The sequence below is a fragment of the Amorphoplanes friuliensis DSM 7358 genome, from assembly GCF_000494755.1.
GTDB lineage: Bacteria > Actinomycetota > Actinomycetes > Mycobacteriales > Micromonosporaceae > Actinoplanes > Actinoplanes friuliensis.
Genome location: NC_022657.1, coordinates 3492158 through 3507001, shown reverse-complemented (window position 1 = coordinate 3507001; position 14844 = coordinate 3492158). Strand labels below are relative to the sequence as shown.

Here is a 14844-nt window from a genome sequence, read left to right as displayed (position 1 = left end):
CGTCACCGGAGCCCCGGAGTTGTCATGAGATCAGTGCCCGGATCACCCCTCGACCGTCTGCTCACCGCGTTCCTGATCGTCGGGCCGGTGACCTACCTGCTGGCCGACGTCCTCTACGCCCTCCGCGGCTGGGACGACCCCACCGCCGCCGTGGTGCACGTCCTCGGCGCGGTCGCGTACGCGTTCACCCTGCTCCGCGTCGTCACCTGGACCGAGGGCGTGCAGGCGGCGATCCTGCTGGTCGTCAGCGTGCTGGGTGTGGCCGGGAACGTCGCCTACGGCTTCAACACCATCCACGTGTCGCTGGGTGACACCGATCTGGTCGACGCGACCGGAGCCGCCGTCCTGATCAAGCCGCTCGGGTTGTTCTTCCCGCTCGCGCTGCTGCTGGCCGCCGTGGCCCTGCGCCGCGACCGGCCCGTGTGGGTCGTCGCGACGCTGGCCGTGGCCGCCGTCGTCTGGCCGGTGGCACACATCGCGAACATCGCCTGGCTGGCGGTGCTGGTCAACGTGGCCCTGATTGTGGCGTTCCGGGCCCTGGCCGTGCCGGCGGGCCGCCACGAGCTGCTACCGCAGGACGCGGCAGGACGTGGTGGCGTTCACTGACGGGTCACTCTCGGAGGTGACGGTGACCGGGATCTTCGCCGTCCGGGCCGCGCCGCCGGTGTGCTGGACGTAGACGTCGACCAGCTTGGTCCGCCCGGCGGCGACATCGATCACGGCCCGGGGCAGGGTGGACGTCCAGCCCTCCACGGCACCGGTGGCGATCCGGAGCACGTCCGGGCCGCCGCCGGTGTTGCGTACCGGGATCCGGCAGCGGGACCACCCGGACGAGCCGGCCGCGGCCAGGGCCGGGAGAGCCGTCACGTCGCGGGCCTGCGGTCCGGCGCCGTCGAGGGAGCGCACCGCCACCGTGTACGACAGCACACCGCGGCGGTCGCGCTGCAGGTCCAGCACGTAGAAGTGCAGGCGGTTGGCGGTGTCGACGTACTCGTACTCGCTGCCGGAGTCGGTACCGGCGTGGAAGAGGGCGTCCGACAGCTGCCGGTAGTCGCCGATGGTCATCTTCTGCGGTGTGCCGTCCGGCCGGACGAAGTCGACCTTGTCGATGTCCTGCGGGTTCGCGTCGACGGTCCAGATGAACGGCGCCGCGTCCTCGTCCTTGGTCTTCGCCAGCAGCACCCCGGCGTCCGGGGTGAACGAGTCGAAGCCCATCCGGTCGACGACCTCGACGGTGTAGTTGTCGTATCCGCCGCCGTCGCAGAACGGGTCGGTGGCGGTGGTGCAGGCCGGGCTGCGATCACCGCCGTCGAGGGTCACGTTGATGCCGGAGAGACCACGTGCGCCCGGCTCGACCGCCCGTGCCGTCAGCCGCGCCACCACCACGCCGGAGGTGGCGAGGTCCTCGCGGGACAGTCGCAGGACCTTGTCGTCGGCGATGATGCCGAGCTTCATCTTGTTGCGGAGCATGTGCTGGGCGCCCATGGACGAGCCGGCCGTGCCGGGGATCAGCCAGCGGCTGTGCGGTCCGCCGGGCCCGTTGAAGGTGCCGCGGCTGAGCATCTCCCAGGGACCGCTGTAGTCGCGGCGGGCGGGCACGGAGTACGGGTTGTTGTAGTTGTCGCCCACACCCAGGATGTGGCTGAACTCGTGGGCGTACGTCGACATGCCCGAGCTCTCGGCCTGCAGGGAGCTGCCGTTGGTGGCGTTGGGCCAGATGGCCGACGACGCCGCCCACGAGGTCCAGTCGACGTAGCGGGTGTTGTTCCAGTTCGGCAGCAGCTCGTCCGGCGGCCCGAACGCGTCGCTCACGTCCTCCTTCGTCGTGAACTTCATCTGGCCGAACTCCTGCCAGGTGGCCGACTCGTCCTGCCCGGCCGCGAGGAAGAAGATGAAGTCGTAACCGGCCGCGACGTCCTCACCGACGTCGGCGATCCAGGCCGCACGGGCGTCGCGCCGCAGGTCACGGCCGCAGGTGTGACCGGCCGGGCAGCCCATGCCGCGCTGCATCGAACTCTCGATGCCGTACTCGTAGCCCTCGGCCGGCATCTGGTAGACCCCGAAGGAGCCCAGCTCGATGCCGTAGCGGCCACCGGAGTCCTCCATCCAGTACTCGTGGATGGTGTGGCCGCGGTTGAGCTCGCCGGGCTTGTTGAGGAAGTCGCGGTAGAACCCGGGGACGTCGGCCCGGGCCAGGTCGTGCACACCGGACGGATTGCCGTAGATCGTGGATGCCGCGGGCTGCGTCACGACGAACGGCTGCGTCGGGAAGTCGACGAGCACCAGCGCGCCCTTGAAGTTCTCCACCGAGCCGGGCACCGACGGGTCGGACCAGTCGGTGCCCGGTGTCGGCCGGTAGTCCTCCCAGGTCATCGTGTCCGGGAGCTCGTAGTTCTGCGGGTCGACCGCGCGGGGTCCACCGGCCGCGAACGTCCGGGCCGCGGGCTGCGCCTGCTGCCAGGGCTGCGTCTGCGGCCAGTGCCGCACCTGCCAGGGGTTGGCCGGCCCGTCACCGGACGGCGGGGCGGCACCGGCCGGCGTGGCGGCGAGCGCCAGCAGCAGCACCGGAAGGACAGCGGTCACACGGCGTCTCACCACCCGGTCATCCTGGCACCTTCAGCGATGCCTATCAATCTTTTCGGGTACGCCCCCGCCGGGCCAGGTGTACGCCGTAGCCACCCGCGACCGCCGCGACCAGCAGTCCCGTCCACCCGCCCAGCGCGATGACGAACGGGATGCTGATCCACAACAGCAGGGCCAGCACCGGGCGCGGGCGTACCTCCCGCGGTGGCCCGGCCTGCCGGTCCGTGAAGGAGGGATCTTCGGCGAGCAGACCCGCGACGATCTCGTTGAACCGTCGGCGATCGTAGGAGCTGAGCACAGTGCCTCCGCAGCAGCCGTGGCCGGCGGGACTCCCCCGCCTACATCCGCTGATACGGAGGACGCATACCCGGCGGACGACAGAACACGTCCGAATCGGCGGGATGTTCGTCACAGGGCACGAGCGGTGAGGACAGTCAGCGGGTCGTCCAGCAGACGGGCGAAGGCGAGCTCGGCCGCGCCGATCAGGACGGCGTCCGGCCCCAGACCCGGCGTGCGCAGGCGGATGTGCTCACGGCAGGCCGGGAGGGCGACGGCGTTCATCCGGCTGCGGATCTGCGCCGCCGCCACCAGGTAGACGTCGCGCAGCGTGCCGCCGAAGATGACGGCTTCCGGGTTGAAGATGTTCGCCAGGTTGCCGACGCCGAAACCGATCCACTCCCCGACCCGGCGTACGGCGTACTGGGCCTGGCGGTCGCCGTGCATGGCCGACCGGATGACCGACAGCACCGCCTCACGGCCCCGCTCACCGGCGCGGCCCGCGTGCCTCAGCAGCGCCGACTCGCCGATCTCGGTCTCCCAGCAGCCGCGTGAGCCGCACCCGCACTCGCGGCCGTACGGGTTCACGACCATGTGGCCGAGCTCGCCGCCGTAACCGCCGTACCCGGCCAGTCTGCGGTCGGCGGCGATGATGCCGGCGCCGATCCCCGCGTCGCCGTGCAGGTAGACGACGTTGCCGCAGCCGACCGCGGCCCCGCGGCTGTGCTCGACCAGGGCCGCGACGTCGGCGTGGTTGCCGACGGTCAGCCGCCCCACGCTGCCGAGGGCGGCGCCGAGCTCAGCGCCCCAGCCGTCCGTGGGTACGAGCCGGACCGTGCCGTCGTCGCCGCGGTACCGCCCGGCGACGGCCACACCGGTGCCGACGTAACGGGCATCGTCGTCGACCTCGCGATGCATCTCGTGGATCAGGCGGGCCAGGGGTGCGACCGTGCCGGGCAGGGGCAGGCCGCGGGGCCGGTCGCACACCCGGCGATCGAGGACGGTGCCGCCCAGTCCGACCCGCGCCGCGCGGAGCTGATCCACTTCGATGCTCAGCGCGTACGCGTAGACCCGCGCCGACTCCGGGCGCACCACCAGCGACGGCCGGCCCGCCCGGCGGATCCCGCGGGGCACCGCCTCGCTCACCAGCCCCGCGGTGGCCAGCTCGGCCGTCAGGGTGCCGATGGTGCTGCGGTTGAGCCCGAGCCGGGTGGTGAGCTCGGCCCGCGAGGTCGCGCCGTGCAGGTGCACGTACTGCAGCAGGGTTCCGAGGTTGGTCCGGCGGATCTCCTCCGGACCGGGGGCGGCGCGCATCAACGCGCCGCCCCCGGTGCCCGCGGTGGTCATCGCGTGCCGGCGCCCGCTGCCCGGCGCCGCGCGAGGGCGTCGACGCTGGCCGCGACCAGCAGGATCAGGCCGGTGAAGATGAACTTCTGGCCGGACGAGAAGCCCATCAGGCCCATGCCGTTGTCGATCACCGCGATCACCGCGCCACCGATGACGGCGTTGATCACCTTGCCCTTGCCGCCGAAGAGGCTGGTGCCGCCGATGACGGCCGCGCCGACCGAGTAGAGCAGGATGTTGCTGCCGCCGGTGTTGGGGTCGACCGAGCTGGCCCGGCTGACGGCCATGATGCCGCCGATCGCCGCCATGAACGAGCCGATCGCGAAGACGGAGATGCGGATCCGGTCCACCGGGATGCCCGCGCGGCGGGCCGCCTCCTGGTTGCCGCCGACCGCGTAGACGTGCCGCCCGTACGTGGTGCGGCCGAGCACGAAGGTCCAGAAGATCAGGAAGGCCGCGATGATCGGGACGACGATCGGCACGCCCTTGAGCGAGTTGATCGCCGGGTTGACCGCGCGTTCCTGGGTCAGCACGGCCGTGGTGGCCAGGACCAGCACGGCCAGGCCGCCGATGCGCAGCGCCACGACACCGAGCGGGTCGGTCACCAGCCCGCGTGCGGCCCGCGCCCGGATCCGGGAGAACTGCAGGAAGGCGTACCCGGCCACGGAACCGATCGCGAGGATCCAGCTCCACAGCACCGGGATGTTGTTGTTGTTCAGCGAGATGACGAACTCGTCGCGGATGGAGATGTTGATGCCCCCGCCGAGCAGCACCAGCAGCAGGCCCTGGAAGCCGAGGAAGGCGGCCAGCGTGACCACGAAGGACGGGATGCCGACCTTGGCGATCAGGACACCGAGCGCGAGCCCGATGACCACACCCGTGAGCAGGGCGACCGGGATGGCGACGTACCAGGCCACACCGTGGTTGGTCAGCAGGATCGCCATGACCGCGCCGCAGACACCGCTGGCGAAGCCCGCCGACAGGTCGATCTCGCCCAGCAGCAGGACGAAGATCAGCCCCATCGCGATGAAGATGACCTGGGCGCCCTGGGTGAACAGGTTGGCGAAGTTGAGCGGGCTGAAGAACGTCTCCCGGGCCACACCGAAGATCAGGGACAGCACGACCAGCCCCAGCACGGCCGGAAGGCTGCCGAGATCACCGCCGCGCACCCGTCCCCAGTAGTCGTGCAGGTGCCCGGCGAGGGTCGGCTTGACGACCGTGACGCCGCCGGCCGTGGTCGTCGTCTGGGTGGTCACTGGACGCCTCCGGGCGTGAGATCGATGACGCCGCCGTTGAGGTCGGAGGGCTTCTCGGGTGGCAGGCCGAGGTTGCCGCTGCGCCCTGAGGTGATGAGTTCGACGATCTGGGAGTGGGTGACGTCGCTGGTTTTGACCTGGGCGGCGGTGCGGCCGAGGTAGAGGGCGGCGACGCGGTCGGAGACGGCGAAGACGTCGTTCATGTTGTGGGAGATCAGGACGACGCCGAGGCCGTTGTCGGCGAGGCGGCGGACGAGTTCGAGGACTTGGGCTGTTTGGGCGACGCCGAGGGCTGCGGTGGGTTCGTCGAGGATGACGACGCGGCTGTTCCAGAGGACGGCTTTGGCGATGGCGACGGTTTGTCGTTGTCCGCCGGAGAGGCTGGCGACGAGTTGGCGCAGGGATTTGACGGTGCGGACGGAGAGGCTGGCGAGGGTGTCGCCGGCCATTTGTTCCATGGTGGGTTCGTCGAGGACCAGGCCGCGGACTTTTTCGCGGCCGAGGAACATGTTCTGGACGATGTCGAGGTTGTCGCAGAGGGCGAGGTCCTGGTAGACGACTTCGATGCCGAGGGCGGCGGCGTCGCGGGGGGTGTGGATGGCGACCTGGTTGCCGTCGAAGGTGACGGAGCCGGAGTCGATGGTGTAGATGCCGCTGACGCATTTGACCAGGGTGGATTTGCCGGCGCCGTTGTCGCCGACCAGCGCGGTGACCTCGCCGGGATAGACGCTCAGTCCGACATCGTGCAGGACCTGAACGGGACCGAAGCTCTTGTCGACCCCGTTGATCTCCAGTAGGGGTGTTGCGGGCACAGGGTGGTTCTCCTTCATCGGAGCCGGCGCCGCCCACTCCCCGGCAGGGAGTGGGCGGCGTACGGAGACAAGATCAGCTGATGCCCGCGTCCGCGCAGAGCTTGGCGAACTCGGCCTTGCAGAGCTCTTCCTTGGTGACGTAGTTGTCGGCGATGACGTCCTTGACGTTCGCCTTGGTGATCGACACCGGGGTCAGCAGCACCGAGGGGATGTCCTTGCCGGACTCCGGGTCCTTGGTGGTGCCGGTGGCCGTCGTCGGCTTCTGCTCCTTGGCCAGCGCGATCGCCAGCTGGGAAGCCGCGTCGGCCTCCTTCTTGATGGCCTTGTAGACCGTCATGCACTGGTCACCCGCGAGGATGTTCTGCAGGCCCTGCACGGTGGCGTCCTGGCCGGTGACCGGGACCTGACCGTTCAGCTTGTTCTTGCGCAGCACCCCGATGGCCGCGTTGCCGAGACCGTCGTTCGCGGCGAGCACACCCTTGATCTCCTTGTTGGAGGTCAGCATCTGCTCGAAGATCGTTCCGGCCTGGGTGTTGTCCCAGTCCGGCACGTCCTGGTTCGGGCCCTTGAGATAGGTGCCGTCGGTGTATTTCGGATCGAGCACCGAGTCGTATCCCTGGGCGAACAGCGTCGCGTTGTTGTCGGTCGGCGATCCGTTCAGCTCGGCGACGACCGGCTTGGTGTACTTCTTCTCCGCGAGACAGTCGACCAGACCCTGGCCCTGCAGTTCGCCGACCTTGACGTTGTCGAAACTGACGTAGTAGTCGGCGTTGCCCGACAGCGTCAGCCGGTCGTAGTCGATCGTGGCGATGCCGGCCTTCCTGGCCTTGTCGAGGACCGCTTTGCCCGTACCGGAGTCGAGGTTGACGATCATCAGGACCTTGACGCCGGCGGAGATCATGCCGTCCGCGATGGTCTGGAACGCGGTCTTGTCACCCTGCGCGTTCTGGATGTCGGCCTCGACACCGGCCGCCGCGAACGCCTCCTTGAGGTAGGTGAGGTCCGCGGTGGCCCAGCGCGCCGAGCTCTTGGTGTCGGGCAGGATCACGCCGACCTTGCCCGCGCCCGAGGTGCCGCTGCCGCTGCCGCTGTCATCGCCGGAGCTGTCCCCGCAGGCGCTGAGACCGACGGTCGCCAAGAGACCGGCTGTCGTGAGTGCGACCATTCCTTTTCGCATTCCTGGCCCTTTCGCCGAAAGTGACTTTCGATAATGTTTCGTAAATTCGCGGTCGAAAGTTTCGAACCCCCGACCATTCAAGGAAACATTTTCTTATTGCTCGCGGCAGCACAAGCGGTAATGCGGTGATCTTGCGGAAAAAGACATTCTTGTATCCACTGTGTAACGTCGAGCGCATCGTGCGTGACTACCATGGGGGTTTTACGGTGAAAGCTCGATTTGTGATACCCGCCCTGACCGTCGTCGTGACCGCCGCGCTGACCGTGCCCGGACCGGCCCTGGCCGCGGCGGTGCAGCGAACCGAGCGGGTGAGTGTTTCGAGCACCGGTGTCGCGGGCGACGACTGGACGATCGTCGGCGACCTCAGCGCGAACGGTCGTTACGTGGTGTTCGGGACCCGGGCGGCCAATCTTGTCGCCGGTGACACCAACAACGCCGACGACGTCTTCCTGCGCGACCGGCGGACCGGGACGACGACCCGGATCAGCCTGGCCGCGGACGGCGGCGAGGCCGACGGCGACAGCAGCGAACCGGCGATCAGCGACGACGGGCGCTTCGTCGCGTTCCGGTCGGCCGCGACCGACCTCGTCCCCGGCGACACGAACGGCGTCGCCGACATCTTCCTGCTCGACCGCAGGAGCGGCGCCACGACGCGGATCAGCGTGACGGCGGACGGCACCCAGGCCGACGGTGACAGCGGCGGCGTCTCGATCAGCAGCGACGGCCGCTCCGTCGCCTTCGAGACGGTGGCGTCCAACCTGGCGCCCGGTGCGGGTACCGGCAACGTCCTGCTGCACGACCGGACGACCGGCGGGCTCAGCCTGGTCAGCGTCGAGGACGGCGGTGACGGCTGGGCGTCCGCCGGCGGCAGTTACTGGGCGTCGATCAGCGGCAACGGCCGCTACGTCGCCTTCGTCTCCTACGAGGCCGACATGGTCCCCGGCGACACCAACGACAGCCGCGACGTCTTCGTCCGCGACCTGGTCGCCGGCACGACCACCCGCGCCAGCCTGACGCACGACAACCAGCAGGCGGCCGACTTCGTCGGCGGGCCGGACGTCAGCGACGACGGCCGCTACGTGACCTTCTGGTCCGAGGACCCCACCCTGGTCGAGGGCGACACCAACGGCTCCGCCGACGTCTACCTGCGGGACATGCAGACCCGGACGACCCGCGCGATCAGCTCGTCACCGCAGGGTGTGATCGGTGACCAGCCCAGCGCCGACCCGCGGATCACACCGGACGGCCGCTACGTCACGTTCTCGGGCGGGGCGACGAACCTGGTCGCGGGTGACACGAACAACGCCGACGACGTGTTCGTGACCGACCTGCGGGCTGGCAGCACCAGGATCGCCAGCCGCGCCTCGAACGGCCGGCAGGGCAACGACCACAGCTTCAACGGCCGCTCGACCCCCGACGGCAGGACTGTCGTCTACGGCTCGTTCGCCACGAACCTGGTGCGCGGCGGCAACGACCAGACCCACCTGTACCTCACCCGCTGACCGGCCGTCAGAGCGTGCCGTTGCGGGCGTCCTTCCACAGGTCGATGCCCTCCGGCGCCGCGCCGCCCAGGATCTCGTCGATCGAGGCGAGCTCCTGGGCGGTGAACGCCAGGTTCTCCAGCGCGGCGACGTTCTGGTCGAGCTGGTGCACGCTGCTCGCCCCGACGACCAGCGAGGTCACCCTAGGGTCGCGCAGCGCCCAGGCCAGTGCCAGCTGCGCCAGGCTCTGCCCGCGTGCCCCGGCGACCTCGTTCAGCGCGTTCAGGCGCTCGACCATCGTGTCGTCGACCGTCTCGAGATCCAGCGACTTGCCCTGCGTGGCCCGCGAACCCTCGGGGACACCACCGAGATACTTGCCCGTGAGCAGGCCCTGGGCCAGGGCGGTGAAGCCGATGACACCCGCGCCGGCCTCCGCGGCCGCGTCGAGCAGGCCCTCGGTCTCGATCCAGCGGTTCAGCATCGAGTACGACGGCTGGTGGATGAGCAGCGGAGTGCCGAGCTCACGCAGCAGCCCCGCCATCGTCCGCGTGTGCCCGGCGTCGTAGGACGAGATGCCGACGTAGAGGGCCTTGCCCTGGCGTACCGCCGCGTCGAGCGCCGCGGCGGTCTCCTCCAGCGGCGTCGTCGGGTCGAAGCGGTGCGAGTAGAAGATGTCCACGTAGTCGAGCTTCAGGCGGCTCAGCGACTGGTCGAGGCTGGCCAGCACGTACTTGCGGCCGCCACCACCCTGACCGTACGGGCCGGGCCACATGTCCCAGCCGGCCTTGGTCGACACGACGAGCTCGTCCCGGTACGCCCGGAAGTCCTCGCTCAGCAGCCGCCCGACGTTGACCTCGGCAGCGCCGTACGGCGGCCCGTAGTTGTTGGCCAGGTCGAAGTGCGTGATGCCGAGGTCGAACGCCCGCCGGGCGATCCCCCGCTGCGTCTCGAACGGCACGTCGTCACCGAAGTTGTGCCAGAAGCCCAGCGAGAGCACCGGCAGATCGAGGCCGGAGAGCCCGGTGCGGCGGTACTGCATGCCACTGCTATAACGGTCGGAGGCGGCTACGAAGGTCATCTTGTCACTATAGGGAGCCCGCGGCCGACACGAAGCAGGCCCGGGCAAGTGCCCGGGCCTGCAGCTCAGCCGTTCACCAGGGCGCCCAGGCCCAGCCGTACGGGCGCTGGAAGTAGCCGATCGGCGCGGTACCGATCTTCGCCCCCGGCGCGCTGGAACTCAGCACCGTGCCGTTGCCGACGCTGATTGCCACGTGCCCGTCGATGCTGGTGTTGTAGAAGACCAGCGAACCGCGCGGCGCATCGGTGTAGGGGGTGCGCTGCGCCCGGTTGTTCCAGTTCGCGTGGTCCCTGCGGTCCTTGGCCGCTCCCGCCGCGGCCGCGGCGGTCCGGTACCGGCCGGAGGTGCCGAAGGCGTGCTCGACGGCCAGCTCGCACTTGTGCTCGTAGTTCGTCGCGCCGAGGTGGTTGTAGAACCACTGGATGGCGGCCTCCGACGAGCTCTTGCTGGCCCACAGGGTGGAGCTGCCGTAGAGCACCAGGTTGCCGTCGTCCTGCATGACCAGCCGGTTGCTTCCGGTCCGGGCTTTCCCGGTGGAGAACAGCACACCCTGGTTGGAGTACATGACGAGGTTGCTGTCGCTCTGCAACACGAGCCGGGCTCCGCTGCCGCGGGTGTTGCTGGACCAGATCGCCCCGCCCGGCCCGTAGACGACCAGATTGCCGTCGGACTGCATCCGAGCCTCGTACGTGTGACGGGCCGACCACAGCGACTGGCCGGTCCCGAGCGTCTGGTCGACGCCTAGGGAGTCACGGGTGTCCGCGGCGTAGGCGCCGGTCGGCTGCAGTGCGGCCAGCGCGGCGCAGACGAGTGCGACGGCAAGACCGGTCCGTTTGAAGGTCTTCCTCATGAGATTGTCCTTTCCGGAGGGTCGGTCAGAGCTGGGTGACGGCGGCGTTGGCCTTGGCGGGGATCCCGTTCCTGGTGTGGGCACCGGAGGTGTAGGCAACCCAGGGCCGCCAGTTGCCACCGCGTCCGGAGATGCTCCAGGCGGCGTTGGCGTTGGTCTGCGGGTCGAGCAGCTGGGAGGGCGTCCACTGCGGGTGGGCCCGGTTGTTGACCTGCCAGAGCCCGTAGTCGACGGAGTTGTTGGTGTTGCGGTTGGTGGCGGCCGGGTTGCACCCGGACTCCGCCAGAGCGACCTGGACGGCGAGCTGCAGCCCCTGCTCGCGGAAGCCCGCGTAGTAACCGACCCGGGCGCAGAGGCGGGCGCCCGTCGGTGCCGGCGCCTTGGCGCCACCGCTGGTGTTGGTCGACCACCAGGGACGGCCGTCCGAGGTGTAGACCACCAGGTTCCCGTCGTCCTGCAGGACGAGTGACGCGCTCTGACGCCCTGCGGTGCCGGAGGCCTTCAAGGCGACGTGACCGCTCTTGTAGAGCACCAGATTGCCGTCGTTCTGCATCTCCAGAGCGGCCCCGCCGTACCCGGGGGTGTCGCTGGACCAGAGCGGCGTTCCTCCGGCCGTCATGACCACGGCGTTCCCGTCGGTCTGCATGACCAGGCGGTACCGCTGGTTGGCCGACCGGAGTTCCGCACCGGGGGTCAGCGTCCGGCCGGGGGTGAGGCGGTCGGCCGACGCGGCCTGGGCGGGTCCGGCCGTCACGACCGCCGTACCGGTCAGCAGCGCCGTGACGACGCCGGCCGCGGCCAACCATCCTGCTCGCCTGTTGCCCATGATTCTGCTCCGTCCACTCGGGTTTCGCGGCGATCGGTGCCGCGCTGGGAACAGAGAACGCGACCGGCGCCGGGGGCCGGCAGAGCAGGGGTGCCCGGGTGTCCGAACGGCCTAATCCGGGGGCGGTCGGCGAAACGGCTGGGTGCGCTTCGGGGGCCGTTTGCCCTGTTAAGGTCGCGTTTCCACGAGGTTGGGAGACAGCGATGAGCAGGTTCACAGGCCCGGTCCGGGGCGCGGCTGTGGCGGCAACGGTGATGTTCGCGGTGGCCGTCGTCGGCGTCGCACCGGCCCAGGCGGGCTCGACCCCGCCCAACACCGTTCCGCCGAAGAGCAGCGGCTCCGGTGGTGGTGGCGGCAGCTCCCACTGCGTGAAGGTGTTCGGCAAGAAGATCTGTTTCTGACGCACCGACGTGAACACGCGTGTGAGTGAGCCGGCCGCGGTGGCCGTCGTCCGCCACGGCACCCGGACCTGGGTGCTGCACGACGGCGGGCACCTGCGGTTCGGTCGCAGCACGGGCGTCGACATCCCGGTGGCGACACAGCCGGCCGATCTGACCATCTCGCGATCGGCCGGCTGCCTCGACGCCACCGGGCGCGGCGTCCTGGTCACCAACGAATCCGTCCGCCGCACGATGTACCTGCAGGCGGTACCCGGACCGGAGATCGAGGTGAAACCGGGGATGACGGTCGGGACGGCACCGCACGAGCGCAGCCGCATCGTGCTGCTGGGCGGGCACGAGGCGCGGTACGTGCTCGACATCCGGTCGGCGGCCCGCGGGCCGTCCACCGGTGCTGCCCGGCCGCAGGCGGTGATCGCCGGCGACCCGACCTCACCGGCATTCGCCCGGCGCGACCTCACACCGGTGCAGCGCCGCTACCTGGCCGCACTGTGCGAGCCCTTGCTGACCCCGGTGGCCGGTGTGTCCTCGGCGACCTACCTGCAGATCGCGAACCGGTGCGGGGTGTCGGACCGTACGGTGCGCAACTGCCTGGACGGCCTGCGCCAGAGCCTCGCCGCTGATCACGGGGTGCCGGGGCTCGTCCGCCAGGACCGTCCCGCCCCCGGGGGTCAGGGGGACAACTTCCTGCGCGCCCTGGCCGGCTGGGCCATCGACTCGGGCAACATCACCCCGGACGACCTGAGCCGGCTGGACCGATGAACGACCCCGGCGCCTCGGTCACCTCGGTCACCTCGGCGACTCTCGACTCGTCCGGGGCCTCGGACCAGCCCGGGGTCATGCCGGTGGTCGCGGCCGCAGATGTTGTCGGGCACGGGGCGCCCGGCCCGGGCGCGGCGGAACCCAACGGGTGGTGGGTGGGGACGAACGAGGATCCCGACCGCTACGAGCTGCTCGGGGCCGGCCTCTCCGGCGGCGAGGGCACCACCTTCGCGGCCCTCTACCACGGCGAACAGGGCACAACGCCGATCCGGGTGGCGGTGAAACAACTGCACCGGCCCGCCGGCGCCCCCTCGACGTGGCCGCAGCCGGCGGACTGGACACGGTGGCAGGACCAGATCCAGATCATCCACCAGGTCAGCAGCCCGCACCTGGTCCAGGTGCGCACGATCCTCACGGGTGCACCGCCGCATCGCCGGGGTGCCCTGGCCGACACCGCCGGGCAGGCACGGTACGAGATCCCGTATCTGATCATGGAGTGGGTGAGCGGCTCGACCCTGCAACGGCGGGTCCGGGCGGTGACCGGCACCAGGGACGCCCGGGCCCGGATCGGCTGGATCGCCCAGCTCGGCGAGGCGGTCTCGGCACTGCACTCGGCGACCCGGACGGCCGGCAATCCGATGGTCCACCGCGACATCAAGCCCGCGAACTGCATGATCGACGACAACGGCCGCCTGGTGCTCGTCGATGTCGGGGCGATGCGCCGGACCGACTCCTCCTACGACGCCCGGGGCCTGCACAGCCGTCGCTACACCGCGCCCGAGGTGCTGGCCGACCTGCACGGCCCACGCTCGGCGGCCTCGGACGTCTACTCCATGGCCGCGGTGGCCTACTTCTGCCTCACCCGGCAGGACCCGCCTGAGCACGGGCACCTCACGCCGCGCCGGATCCGGGCCGCGATCGACGCTCCCCGCCGGTGGCGCCGGCAGCTGGCCGTCCACCTCGCACCTGCCCTGTCACCCCGGCCCGAGGAACGGGCGTCGATCGGGCCGGACGCCTGGGCCCGGCAGCTGCTGCGGATCACCGCCCGGCGCCGCAAATGGCCCGCTGCGCTCGGCCTCACGCTGGCTGTCCTGGTCGCGGCCGTGGTCTCCCTGTACGCCACCGGCACTCTCACGATCGAGTCCGTGGCGACCGCCCCGGGTGGCAGCACGCAGAGCGCGGCGGGCATGCGGGCGTTCGGCGGGTCGTACCAGGACTTCGCGTTCACCGCGGGCGACAGCTCGCTGTTCATCGAGCCACCGGCCGACTATCGGCACCTGTGGGGTGGTTACCTTCCGGCACAGCGTTGCGCCACCACCGTCGAGTTCGACGTGGTTCTGACGGGGACGCCACGGCTTCCCGCGTACGGGCTGGCGGTCGCGCCCCGGTCGGCCCTGGTCGACGATCAGCCGCAGGGCGCGTCGATCCAGTTCGAGTACGAGACGCCGGAGCTGACCAGCCGCCCGGGGTCGTACGTCAGACCCGCCACGCTGCCCGGCGGCGCCTGGAGCATCGCGGTGCGACCGACTCCTGCCCCCGATCTGCGGCTGGCCCGGCACGTGCGGATCTACGCCGTCGGCTCCACCATGGCCATCGACATCGACGGTCGCCAGATCGCCGAGTACGACCTGAGCGACGTCGAATGTGGTGGCGCGGCCATCAGGGTCTGGGGTGCCGCGTTCACCTTCACCGGCCTGTCGGTCCGCGGCACATGACAAACCGCCCCTCGCGTGGGCGTGAGGGGCGGTTGAGGTCCGGGACCTACAGGTGCTGGGTCTCGGTGGTCGCCGGGTGGAGCTCGGCGGTCGTCTCCTTGACGAAGCGACCGGTGCTCGTGCTCCGGTTGACCTCCTGGTCGCCGCCGCTCTTGTCACCACCGACGTGTTCGGTCGTGGTGCTCTTGGGGTCGCGCTGGGCGGTCGTCTCCTTGACGAACCGGCCACTGCGGGCGCTGCGGTTGACCTCGTGCTCGGTGCCTGCCATCGGAAAGCCTCCTCGTCG

At 70.2% G+C, this 14844-nt stretch carries 15 protein-coding genes; 5 read left to right on the top strand and 10 right to left on the bottom strand.

Annotated features, from left to right (window positions below; genetic code table 11):
- The first annotated feature begins 24 nt into the window (after positions 1–24).
- Complete coding sequence (locus tag AFR_RS16335; protein WP_148307979.1) at positions 25–606, top strand: hypothetical protein; 582 nt, start codon at positions 25–27, stop codon at positions 604–606.
- On the opposite strand, the gene AFR_RS16330 is transcribed toward AFR_RS16335, so the two are convergent.
- The 6 genes from AFR_RS16330 to AFR_RS16305 form a co-directional block, all read right to left on the bottom strand.
- Complete coding sequence (locus tag AFR_RS16330) at positions 568–2598, bottom strand: M6 family metalloprotease domain-containing protein (protein WP_041840914.1); 2031 nt, start codon at positions 2596–2598, stop codon at positions 568–570. The genes AFR_RS16335 and AFR_RS16330 overlap by 39 nt on opposite strands.
- Before the next feature lie 31 nt (positions 2599–2629).
- On the bottom strand, positions 2630–2881 hold the full coding sequence (locus AFR_RS16325) for a DUF3040 domain-containing protein (RefSeq protein ID WP_023361604.1): 252 nt from the start codon (positions 2879–2881) through the stop codon (positions 2630–2632).
- 110 nt (positions 2882–2991) lie between these two features.
- A complete protein-coding gene (locus AFR_RS16320) occupies positions 2992–4173 on the bottom strand; it encodes an ROK family protein (protein ID WP_041840913.1) in 1182 nt (393 codons plus the stop codon).
- A 29-nt stretch (positions 4174–4202) separates the two neighbouring features.
- Positions 4203–5459 carry a sugar ABC transporter permease gene (locus AFR_RS16315; RefSeq protein ID WP_023361602.1) on the bottom strand — a complete coding sequence of 419 codons (1257 nt, stop codon included), beginning with the start codon at positions 5457–5459 and terminating at the stop codon, positions 4203–4205.
- Positions 5456–6271 (bottom strand): ATP-binding cassette domain-containing protein, encoded by an 816-nt coding sequence (locus AFR_RS16310; RefSeq protein ID WP_041840912.1) that lies wholly within the window; start codon positions 6269–6271, stop codon positions 5456–5458. The genes AFR_RS16315 and AFR_RS16310 overlap by 4 nt, the downstream gene beginning before the upstream one ends.
- 73 nt (positions 6272–6344) lie before the next feature.
- A complete protein-coding gene (locus AFR_RS16305; RefSeq protein ID WP_041840911.1) occupies positions 6345–7448 on the bottom strand; it encodes a sugar ABC transporter substrate-binding protein in 1104 nt (367 codons plus the stop codon).
- Between the two features lie 206 nt (positions 7449–7654).
- On the opposite strand from AFR_RS16305, the gene AFR_RS16300 reads away from it, so the two are divergent.
- On the top strand, positions 7655–8950 hold the full coding sequence (locus tag AFR_RS16300; RefSeq protein ID WP_148307978.1) for a TolB family protein: 1296 nt from the start codon (positions 7655–7657) through the stop codon (positions 8948–8950).
- A 7-nt stretch (positions 8951–8957) separates the two neighbouring features.
- Here AFR_RS16300 and mgrA read toward each other — a convergent pair whose 3' ends face one another.
- The 3 genes from mgrA to AFR_RS43675 form a co-directional block, all read right to left on the bottom strand.
- Positions 8958–10007 (bottom strand): L-glyceraldehyde 3-phosphate reductase, encoded by a 1050-nt coding sequence (gene mgrA / locus AFR_RS16295; protein WP_041840910.1) that lies wholly within the window; start codon positions 10005–10007, stop codon positions 8958–8960.
- Positions 10008–10080: 73 nt separating this feature from the next.
- Positions 10081–10857 carry an NlpC/P60 family protein gene (locus AFR_RS43680; RefSeq protein WP_023361597.1) on the bottom strand — a complete coding sequence of 259 codons (777 nt, stop codon included), beginning with the start codon at positions 10855–10857 and terminating at the stop codon, positions 10081–10083.
- A 25-nt stretch (positions 10858–10882) separates the two neighbouring features.
- Positions 10883–11683 carry a transglycosylase SLT domain-containing protein gene (locus AFR_RS43675; RefSeq protein WP_084298051.1) on the bottom strand — a complete coding sequence of 267 codons (801 nt, stop codon included), beginning with the start codon at positions 11681–11683 and terminating at the stop codon, positions 10883–10885.
- A 203-nt stretch (positions 11684–11886) separates the two neighbouring features.
- Between AFR_RS43675 and AFR_RS46100 the strand changes: the two genes are divergently transcribed.
- From AFR_RS46100 to AFR_RS16270, 3 genes are read left to right on the top strand one after another with little or no spacing between them, the layout of a single operon-like run.
- A complete protein-coding gene (locus tag AFR_RS46100; protein ID WP_023361595.1) occupies positions 11887–12084 on the top strand; it encodes a hypothetical protein in 198 nt (65 codons plus the stop codon).
- 21 nt (positions 12085–12105) lie between these two features.
- Complete coding sequence (locus AFR_RS16275) at positions 12106–12843, top strand: hypothetical protein (protein WP_041840909.1); 738 nt, start codon at positions 12106–12108, stop codon at positions 12841–12843.
- A complete protein-coding gene (locus tag AFR_RS16270) occupies positions 12840–14558 on the top strand; it encodes a serine/threonine protein kinase (RefSeq protein ID WP_023361593.1) in 1719 nt (572 codons plus the stop codon). The genes AFR_RS16275 and AFR_RS16270 overlap by 4 nt, the downstream gene beginning before the upstream one ends.
- Before the next feature lie 46 nt (positions 14559–14604).
- Here the strand turns inward: AFR_RS16270 and AFR_RS16265 are convergent, their stop codons facing one another.
- Positions 14605–14826, bottom strand: coding sequence for a hypothetical protein (locus tag AFR_RS16265; protein WP_023361592.1), 222 nt, complete (start codon positions 14824–14826; stop codon positions 14605–14607).
- Positions 14827–14844: the final 18 nt, after the last annotated feature.